Origin of the sequence: Candidatus Ichthyocystis sparus, from assembly GCF_900078745.1 — a bacterium.
GTDB lineage: Bacteria > Pseudomonadota > Gammaproteobacteria > Burkholderiales > 2013Ark19i > Ichthyocystis > Ichthyocystis sparus.
Genome location: NZ_FKII01000052.1, coordinates 18,360 through 27,722, shown reverse-complemented (window position 1 = coordinate 27,722; position 9,363 = coordinate 18,360). Strand labels below are relative to the sequence as shown.

3 protein-coding genes are annotated in these 9,363 nt (G+C 39.2%); all 3 read right to left on the bottom strand.

Annotated elements, in window-relative coordinates:
• Positions 1-405, bottom strand: a 405-nt coding sequence (locus A6733_RS05190) for a hypothetical protein (protein WP_141663461.1), incomplete at its 3' end; no start/stop codon positions are given.
• Positions 406-456: 51 nt separating this feature from the next.
• Entirely contained in the window at positions 457-2,403 is a 1,947-nt protein-coding gene (locus tag A6733_RS08930) for a hypothetical protein (RefSeq protein WP_092460575.1), read from the bottom strand.
• 1,517 nt (positions 2,404-3,920) lie between these two features.
• Positions 3,921-8,690, bottom strand: coding sequence for a hypothetical protein (locus tag A6733_RS05180; RefSeq protein ID WP_092460573.1), 4,770 nt, complete (start codon positions 8,688-8,690; stop codon positions 3,921-3,923).
• Between the last annotated feature and the right edge of the window lie 673 nt (positions 8,691-9,363).

Here is a 9,363-nt window from a genome sequence, read left to right as displayed (position 1 = left end):
TGAAGAAGACACCCCAACTCTACCACCTCTCATAGACCCACTCGGTTCATCGGCAGGTGGTGGTGAAGGTGGTAACCCTCGATTCAGCAATGCTGCCAATCTCACTCCCACATCCCCAGAATCAGTATCGGTAGCAGCAGGCACTAGTGGAACATCAGCAACACCCACAGGTGCAGAAGAGGAGGGCCCAGCAATGACATCACCACTCGTAGATATATCAAAAGGATCCTTAGCTAATTGCATAATAAATGCTTTCTCAGGTCCGTAAGCACAACTAGAAGAACTATTGCTAGCTGCCATGGAATATTTACTGATAGAAGCAGAAACAGAAGAAGTGGTAGTAATCGGTACTATTAGCTGCTCATATGAGGACGCAGGAGTTGACTCACCTACTAAAACTTCCAAACCAGAAACAACAACTTCCGAGGTTAATCCAAATTATCTAGACAACACAAGTTAATCTGCAGAGGAAGAGGAAACATCTGCATCTAATCCTGATCCAGATAGAGATGAAGATAAAGATAGAGATGAAGGAGCAATCGAAGGTGAGGAGGGAGGAGAAAGTGATTCATCTTCCAACCACCAAAATGCAGGAGTAACATCAACCAAAGTCGATTCAACTACAGCTTCCCTAGCCAACGGAGAGGCAGAGTAAATATCAGCAGCTGCTCTCGACTCGTATGTAGGTGAAAAAGGTGTAAATGAAGACAAAGGAGAAAGCGAAGATGAAGGTTCTTCAATAGTAGGCAATTCATCTTCAACTACAAAGGCAGAAGCAGAAACATCTTCAGTTGATGCTAAAACATCCTCACTAATAATCGAAGAAGATTCGCCCCAAAAAGGTGTAGATAAAGATAAAGGAACAAGCGAAGATGAAGGTTCTTCAATAGTAGGCAATTCATCTTCAACTACAAAGGCAGAAGCAGAAACATCTTCAGTTGATGCTAAAACATCCCCAATAATAATTGAAGAAGATTCGCCCCAAAAAGGTGTAAATGAAGACAAAGGAGAAAGCGAAGATGAAGGTTCTTCAATAGGCAATTTGTCTTCAACTACCAAAGCAGAAACAGAAACACCTTCAGTTGATGCTAAAACATCCTCACCAATAACCGAAGAAGATTCGCCCCAAAAAGGTGTAGATAAAGATAAAGGAACAAGCGAAGATGAAGGTTCTTCAATAGGCAATTTGTCTTCAACTACCAAAGCAGAAACAGGATCAGTAACGATAGGCACTGAATATCCAGTACCTCCAGTACCTCCAGTACCTCCAGTACCTCCAGTACCTCCAGTTAATGATATGTCAGCAGGGAGAGTATCAGTCACAAATACACTAGCAAGAGGTACAGAAAATACAGGCTGAGATTGTGGTTGAGGAAGAGGGACAAGAAAAATAATAGGCAAAGAGGACCCAGTGTCTACAGGTGATTCTACAACATTAGAGACATTACCAGCAGCAGATACGCTATCACGTTGATCAGAAACTCCAGGACTAGGCTTGGGCAAAATTTTTCGAAAATTGATGCCACAAGAACTGAGATCTATTGTAGCTGAAGCATTATTTTCTATCGCACGATTTCGACTCAGATTTGATGTATCACGTCCAATTGAAAATCCTACTATGGGAGCACCAACGTTATCGATGGCTCTAGAAAAATCTTCAGAAGTAACTTCTCTCAAATTTTTCAACCCATGTTCCCGACTCCGCTTTGATATATCACTTCTAATTGAAAGTTCTACCATGGGGGTAGCACCAACAGCATCGGCGGCTCTAGAAAAATCTTCAGAACTAACATCACTCAATTTTTTCAACCCACTTTTCCGAATTCGCTTTGATTTATAATTTCTAATTGAAAACTCTACTATGGGGGGAGCACTAACAGCATCGGCGGCTCTGGAAAAATCTTCAGAACCAACCGCACTCAATTTTTTCAACTCACGTTTCTTACTTGGTTTTGGTGTACCATCTCTTTGAGATACAGTAGCAGCTGGAGGAGAAACAACAGTAGAAGTAACAGGTTTTTGGGCAATAGCTCTACCCCTACCCCTACCCCTAGTACTCACCTCCTTACCTACAGTAGTAGCAGTAATCGAAGTAGTAGTGGTTGAAGAAGAACTTGGCTGCGTCTTAGATAACGACCCAGGTTCAGATTCAATTATAGGTGATAAACCTGTAGCCGCAGCTGAAGAAGAAACAGCAACAGAAGAGACATGCTTTTGGGCAGGAGCCTTACCTTTACTCTTAGTACTCACCACATGACCTACAGCAGTAGCTGAAGTAGTAACACCAACTGGATGCAAATCATCACCCTGTGCAGTATTCACATTATTACTAGTATCATTTCCACTCTCTGTGACAACACTAGAAGCAGCGACACTACTAATCACAGATGATACAGGATACATAACAAGCTCTCTTTATCTATCTTAATATTTATTAAAAGTTATTATAATTTGTTATTTCTAGCATCAGATCACACACCAATACCAACATCATCAACGTTACAGAGATAAGATAAACTAGTGCACCCTAGTGACTAAATGCATGCAAAGCCACAAATGTGCTAACAGTAAAAAATAAAATCTGTACACTATCACTCTTGTAACTCTATTCATGAAATAAATTACACACATACAAAAGATCCCACAAACGAATAAACCCCTCATCTGCTATGATATATAACTTAAAAAAACAAATAACCACACCCAATAAATAACGATTAATTGAATAGACAAAGTATTAACAATAAGTATTAACTGGGCAATTATTTAACTTAACTAATGAATCTGTATAACAACCTCTCCTTGCTCATTACTTATACTTTATATTTATCATTTCTTGTTTTAACATCCTACCATTAACCCACACACCAACATTACAGGAAAGAAGTAAGTAAAGTCACTCAACGAAACACTCACAACATCACTAGCAGGCCAGCAGCAAATCGTGTGTCTTGTAGATCAATTCATAAAATTAACACGCACATCCACAAAAGTAGTAGTTACCATGTACAAAGACAAATGGGAAAGACACCCCTTGCAAACTACAGTATCCCACATATAAACTTAAAAAAAACAAATATTTACATCCATTAAATAACAATTAATTGCATTAATAAATTGTTAATATATAACGTATAAGGTATAAATTATTTAACATTAATTAATATACATTAATAAAACAGATAAAACAGAATACAACTAACGATTCACTTGATAAGATCAACTAATATTTTACGATGTTGTGTTAACTAGAAATTCAATAAAACTACCCGCTTTGCATAGCTATAACATATTCATATTTAGTATGAAAAAATCATGTAAACTCAACAATAATTTATCATGTATGATATAAATATCCAGCATAGATTCTCGTATGCAAATTTTATGATTGATTGATGGTATTCCAATAAAAAACTCAAAAATTAAGAAATTAGTTCTATATGTACGATATTAGATTTTCAATGAATCTTTTTATTTTAATTAATTTACAGTGGGTAGTATTAGTACCACATAAAAAAAATCTTACATATTTAGCCATTGATCATATAACAAATACATCTTGCTCCATTATGGGACGAATAAATTAGTACTACTGAGCAACATTTTACTCAATACACTTCGTATTACAAAGTTGCAGCGCTAAGATAAAAGATCATATTTTTGTATTATGTTATATACAATCATTCACTGTACACGAGAAAAAAAAATAAAAAAACTTAATATGTTAAGGACATTAAATTAGCAATCAACTGGCAGTAGGAATATTTAATAGTACACAAATTGCATAATTTATTGTATTGGTATAAAAAAGTTATTAACTAAACCCAGCGGTAAATTTATCGTATCAAAACAAACATCCCTTACAGCAACCACATAAAATCATGTAGCACTAATAGTAAGGAGTAAAATTAATTCCAAAATTAACTATTCCTTTTCCTTTTACGTCCAGGCCCTCTCTGAGCACTACTACGATGTGAAGAAGCCCCCCCCTCTAGTACCCCTCTAGACCCACTCGATTCACCGGCAGGTAGTGAAGGTGAAAGCCCTCGATTTAGCAACGCTGCTAATCTCTCTCCCACATCCTCAGAAACAGTATCGGTAGCAGTAGCCACTAGCGGAACATTACCAACATCAACAGGTGGTGCAGAAGAGGAAGGTCCAGAAACGGCACTACTACTCATAGATGTCGAAGAGGAGGAAGGTTCAGCAGCGACATTACTAGTAGTAGATACCTCAAAAGGCCTCTTAAATTTCATAATAAGTGCTTTCTTAAGTCCGTAAACATAAACAGAAGAACTACTACTAGCTGCCGTGGAAGGTTCTCCAATAGAGGCAGTAAAAACAGAAGAAGGGACAGTAATTGGCACTATTGGCTGATCAGACGAGGATACAGGGGTTGATTCACCTACTAAAACCCTCGACTCAGAAAAAATGACTTCCGTAGCTAAGCCAACAATTTCTCTATTCGATACAGATGACTCTGTAGAGGAAGAGGAAACATCAGCATCTAATCCTAATTCAGATGGAGATGAAGATAAATATGAAGATGAAGATGAAGGCCCAATAGAATGTAAAGAGGAAGGCGAAAGTGAATCATCCCCTGAACCCTTCAACGCAGAAACAACACTTTCCTCTGTCGAGACCAAAAATCCTAATTGCATATCAGATTGAGTGTAAGACTCATGAGTAGATGGAGATGAAGACAAAGGTGCTAATGAAATCGAGTGTGGTGATAAAGGTACAGGAGATGCTTCACCTGCTAAAGCTCCAAATTCAGAACAAGCATAATCCTTAGTCGAGGCTGAAACACCATCATCAATATTCGAAGAAGACTTGTCAGAAGTGGAAACAGTAGCAGTAGCAAATAAACTAACAGGTTGATGTCTATAAAAAAGCGGTTTAACAAATCCAGAAGAAGACTGACCAGAATCCTCCTTTAATGGCAACGAAGACCCTAATGTCGTCCCAGACCGAAGATGATGCTTAGGTAATGGCTCACGTTCAGGTTGAGAAGATAGTTCATGCTGAAACTCAAGTCGTGGAAGAGAGACAACCAAACGACGAGTAAGATCAACAGTGCGACTTTCTGACTCCGTAACCTCCGCACATTTACCACTATCCCCTGATGTCTTGCTCTTACTCATAAAACGTTTTTGGGGAACAGAGCCAGTACCCTCCTCCGTACATTTACTACCACTTCCTGATTTCTTTCTCTTATACATCACACGCTTTTTTTCATATTCTTGATAAGTTGAAAATACTACTACGGGAGCACTAACAGCATCGAAAATATTAATAAAACCTTCACAATCAGCACCACTCAACGATATATCTTCTAGTCCAGCAAAAACTGAATCAGCTATGCTATCCCACTTCAAGTTAAATATAGACTCCACGTCCTCGCGAACAGCACAATCCAGATTAGACAGAAAACTTAGTAACACTTCTCCACTTAGTGGCACTGGCCTACAATCAGAGGAACTCGAAAATACTCTAATACCAGCAAGAGAACGTATAAAATCAGGGCGGTACTTGGAATGATAGAGACAAAGAAACCTAGCCATAAAACCAAGTAAATGCAGTTCCTTATAGGTTCTGCACCAAATAACAGCCTGCCCAACCATCGAAAGTCCATTACTCACGGACCTTAATAGGTTACCCAGTACCACCGAGCAAGACGTTTTGGCAGATTTACGAATGACAAAAAAGAGATCGTAAATTAGTTTAGCACTATCAGGATGTAACCTAACACCAAGCAAATCAACATATTGAACAGATAATGAAGCACTATAGGAAGAGATCGAAACTGCAGAAGCAGTTGAAATACTCGCTTCAGTAGAAACAGGCAGCACCCCAACATCAGTAGTACAAATGGTCCCTGCAACAGGAACACTATCGCTACTCTTATGTCTTTTTGCTACAATCGTATCAGAAGAAGAACCGCCCATAGGACCCCCAACAGAAACAGACAACAGGGTGGTCAATTCATGGGGTGCACTAGAAGCCTCTCCTAATGGTAACGAAGAACTAGATTGAGATGGTAATGACTGAGGGTTTGGGAGAGAAGAACGCGTAAGGTCTACAACACTAATCACTGGTGCTACACCATCACCTTTACTACCTTTTTTCCTTATATAGGCCTCTACCTTTGTTGATAACGCCATTGCGAGAATGCCAGCAATGTCAAGGACTCTAACAAAATCTCTACAACTAATAGCACTCAAGGACTCATCTTCCAGAGAAACAGAAACTTTACTCCAACAAGAGCTAAAAACAGACTCCATCTCTCTACGGATAGCACAATCTAGCCCCAATAAAAAATCTAGCAAATCACCTTCGGCATCCAATAATACTTGAATTTTAGAAAGAGAACGTACGAAATCAGGGCGGTGCTCAGTATGGTACTCACCAAAACACCTGGACACAAAACCAACCTCACACGTTTCCTTGTAGGTCCTGTACCAAATAGATCTTTCAGTCACCGAAAGCTTGTCACTTATTCCTGGTGGAAGCTGTTTGCTTACCATGTCTTCATAAATACTCCTGGCAAGTGCACCAACTTTAGAAAAGAGACCTTTAATCATTAGAGCACACTCAGGAAGTACCATAGCACATAGCGAAGCACAATCTAGAGCAACGGCGGATTTTTGAGCAGAAAACCTTCCCCTAGCACTCTCAGCAGCCACCACCTCGCCTATGGAAACAGCTGAAGAAGAAGAAACAGCAACAGCAGAAGTACCACGTTTTCGGGCAGAAGCCTTACCCTTACCCCTAGTACCCATCTTCTTACCTGTGGCAGCAGCAGTAGTTGAAGTAGTAGTCGCTGAGGAAGAACCCGGCAGCGTCTCAGATTGAAGATGTGGAACACTGCTACTTCCTGACCCCTCAACTGCAGACCTACTACCACTTCCCAACATCTCTCTTTTACGTATCGCAAATCTTCTATTTCTTGTTGTGTAATATCTTTGAGAAATTGGAAGTGCTACTACAGGAACACCAACAACATCGAGGACTCTAATAAAATCTTTACAACTAAGAGTACTCAATGATTCACCTTCCAGTACAGAATCAGAAAAAACTTTATCAGCTACTTCATCCCACTCCGAGTTAAATGTAGACCTCACTTCCCCACGAATAGCACAACGTAGCCTCGATAAAAAATTCAGCAACCCAACTCCACCTAGTGGTACTAGTCTGCGATCAGATGAACTTGATAGTACTCGAACATCATCAAGACCACGAATAAAATCAATGTGATACCTATAGTAATAAATACAAGCAAACTTAAACATAAACTTAGATAGATGCAGTTCCTTATAGGTTTTAAACCAAATAGCTTTCTCAAGCGGAGAAAGTTCACTACTCAATATAGTTAAGATGTAATTGATCATCGAACTCGAGAAAGACTTTCTGGCAGATTTACGTATTCCCTGAAAGAGTTTATTAATTAACTCAGCACTATCAGGATGTAGCTCAATACCCGACAAATCAACACACTGAACAGACAGTGAAACACAAGGGGAGGAAGAAGAAATTGCAGAAGAGGTTAGGGTATTCGCCTCAGAAGAAATAGGTGGCACCCCAACAGCAGAAGGAATAACCACTGCATCAGTACCAGTAGGAACATAAACACCACCATCCTTGTGCCTTTTCGCTGCAATAAGATCAGAAGAAGACCCACCACCAGAATCTCCAACAGAAAATGGTACAATCAATTCAGAAGATGTATAAGAAGCCTCCTCTGATGGCAAGGAAGGCCCTGCTCGTGACTCAGATTGAGAATGCACACTAGATAAGAATTCAGTATGAGGCTGAGGCGGTAATGACTGAGAACCGGAAGGGAGAGAGTGTGTAAGATCCGTAGTACTAACCCCTGATGCCGCACACTCAACCGTGACTTTACTTCTTGCACGAACTTTACATCTTGCCGCAGCCACCGACGCCAGAGACATTACCACTGGAGGAATGCCGGCAATGGTGAGGGCATCGATAAAATCTTTACAACTAACAGCACTCAAGGACTCTCCTTCCAGAGTAACAGAAACTTCACTCCAACAAGAGCCAAAAACAGACTTTATCCTATTATATATAGCACCATCTAATCTCGACAAAAAATCTAGCAACCCACCTCCAGTTAACGACACTAGACTACCATCAGAAAATACTTGAATTCTAGGAAGATCACGTATAAAACCAGGGCGGTGCTTGTAATGATACTCACCAATACACTTGGACACAAAACTATCTTCACACATCAGTCTATAGGTAAAGTACCAGATACCTCGTCCAGTCACGGTAAGTTTCTTACTCACATGTGACGGGAGCTGTTTGGCTATCACGCTCCTATAAATACGTCTAGCCAATGCATCAACTTTGATAATAATACCCTCGACTATTCGAGTACTCTCAGGAGATAGCGCAACACCAAGCGAACTGAAAACATCCAAATCAACATTTTTGGCAGGAGCTCTACCATTACCCTTAGTACTCACCCTCTTAACCACAGTAGTAGTTAAAGCAGTTGAAGTAGTTGGGGTAGTTAAAGCAGTTGAAGTAGTTGGGGGAGTAAGCTCAGCTTGCTGCAAATCATCACTCTTTGCAGTGGCCCCCTTGTTTCCGCCACCATCCTCACCATCTGGGGCGCCAACAAAATCAGCGACACTACTGGTTACAGATGACAAAGGATACATAACAATCTCTCTTTATTTTATTATCTTTGGTTCCAACTTTTACTATTTTTAGTTCCAACTTACACCACAACATTACAGAAAAAAGTACACACTAACAAGTAAATACGGAGAACCGCGAACGGGAATATAATCAGAAACTTATCTACACATTATCACCGTATCTCAAACTATTTCATTCCAATTAATAAAATAATTCACACAAAAATCACCACGATACACAAAGCACACCGCCCTGCCCTAATGGTAGCTTACACATAAAAATAATTTAAAAAAAACAAACATTTACACACAATAAATAATGATTAATGACATAAAAACATAGCGCATCAACTGGTTATTATTTAACTGAAAATCAAACAAAAGTACACCAATAGAATGTGCATAACAACACTCTTATTAGCAAACATCAACAAATATTTTATGTTAAAAATAGCAAAATAAATTAAAGTAATATAAATAAGTATAAACAGAGTGACATGGCAGATAACCAACACAACTAATACAATGCAAATACGTCACGTACACATACTATGAACTACACAAAACAACCTACTGCTACAAGATTAGCACTGGTATAAATGTTAAAACACTATTTGCAATATACTTAAAATGTAGAAATTCCGTCAATTCAATAAAAAAAGACAAGTATCAATCCAGGTCACGTGACATACAG

Bases quoted from the DNA above. Each gene is read 5' to 3' on its own strand.
- A6733_RS08930 (WP_092460575.1), bottom strand. From the start codon at position 2,403: ATGTATCCTGTATCATCTGTGATTAGTAGTGTCGCTGCTTCTAGTGTT.
- A6733_RS05180 (WP_092460573.1), bottom strand. From the start codon at position 8,690: ATGTATCCTTTGTCATCTGTAACCAGTAGTGTCGCTGATTTTGTTGGC.